The organism is Pinibacter soli (assembly GCF_029961145.1).
In the GTDB taxonomy this organism is placed as follows: Bacteria; Bacteroidota; Bacteroidia; order Chitinophagales; family Chitinophagaceae; genus Pinibacter; species Pinibacter soli.
The window spans coordinates 1-1,312 of the sequence record NZ_JASBRG010000010.1; the positions used below are offsets into that span (position 1 = coordinate 1).

The following is a 1,312-nucleotide window of genomic DNA, read 5'->3' on the forward strand; positions in this document are numbered from 1 at the left end:
TGTATAGTCCTAAAATAAGTTGACAGATTTTTAAATTGTCCCGGTTGCCTCAGGTGACCGGGATTTTTGTTTGATATACCTGTTCGGGTGTTTGCATGTGTAAGGCAAGATGTGGCCTTTTGTGATTGTATAAAAATATACTTTCTTTTACAAGTTGCGTTACGGACTCTTTGTCTTTGATAATTTTATCTATTCCAAACTCCTCTTTAATAGTTCGGTTCATTCTTTCAGCTAAAGCATTTTCGTAAGGATCACCATTTTCTGTCATGCTTAGTTGAATGTTGTTCTTTTGAGTCAATGAATGATATTCTTTGCTGCAATATTGCAATCCCCGGTCGGAATGATGTATTGTTTGTGCTGTTGATTTTTTATTTGAGATAGCCATTTTCAAAGCACCAATCATACTTTCAGTCCCCATATCGTCAGCTATGGCATAGCCTACAATCTTCCTGCTGTACTTATCTGTTACCATGTTTAAATAACAATTGCCCTGATCTGTTTTTATATAAGTTATATCACTTACCCAAACCTCATCTGGTGCCGATACTACTTTCTCTTTGATAATATTGGGCCATTTCCTGAGCCAGTGTTTGCTCATTGTGGTTTGGACATATCTACGCCGTGGCTTGATCTGCAAGTCATAGTAGCGCATCAAGGCAAATAATTTGTCCCTGCCGAACTTTAATCCGCTCTGCAACAACTGATCCTTAATTAAATAATAAACTTTACGCGTGCCGATACGTGGCAGCACCTTCCTTTGTTTGTCTACCAATTGTTTAACCACCTGCTGCTTTTCCAATTGCCTGGCTGCATCTTTAGGTTGCTTATAAACATACTGGCGGCTATAACCCAGTGTGGCCGCTACTCGGCTGACGCTGTGGGTTCGTCCCCCTGAGGCTTGTCGGAAGCTGCTTGCGACAGGGGTAAGTACTTTTTTCTGATCTCAGTATTAAACATGTCGTCAGCTATATCTATGGCTCGATTCAAGATTTCTTTCTCTGCTTCCAGCCGTTTGATTTTTGCTTCTAATTGCGATATGTACGTCTTAGGAGGTGCTTTCTTTTTCATGGGCATTTTACTTGTCCAGTCCAAAGTTCCGTGTTTTCTTAACCAGTTCAAAACTGTACATTTTCCCTGGATGCCATACTTCCTCTGACTTTGTTTATAGGTCAAGTGCCCTTTTTCAACTTCGTCCACAACCTGAAGTTTGAACGATAAACTATAATCCTTCTGGGTCCTTTTTAGATTACCACTCTTTGTTGCTTTCATTGTATAAGTCAACTTTTGTGTCAACTTATTTCAGGACGAGGCA

1 protein-coding gene and 1 pseudogene are annotated in these 1,312 nt (G+C 39.9%); both read right to left on the reverse strand.

All coding sequences use genetic code 11. From position 1 onward, the window contains the following. Window positions 1-49: 49 nt before the first annotated feature. Complete coding sequence (locus tag QJ048_RS23350; RefSeq protein WP_282336886.1) at window positions 50-853, reverse strand: IS3 family transposase; 804 nt, start codon at window positions 851-853, stop codon at window positions 50-52. A gap of 230 nt (window positions 854-1,083) precedes the next feature. Further along, window positions 1,084-1,269, reverse strand: a pseudogene (locus tag QJ048_RS23355) (IS3 family transposase); the annotation flags it as partial. Window positions 1,270-1,312 lie beyond the last annotated feature (43 nt).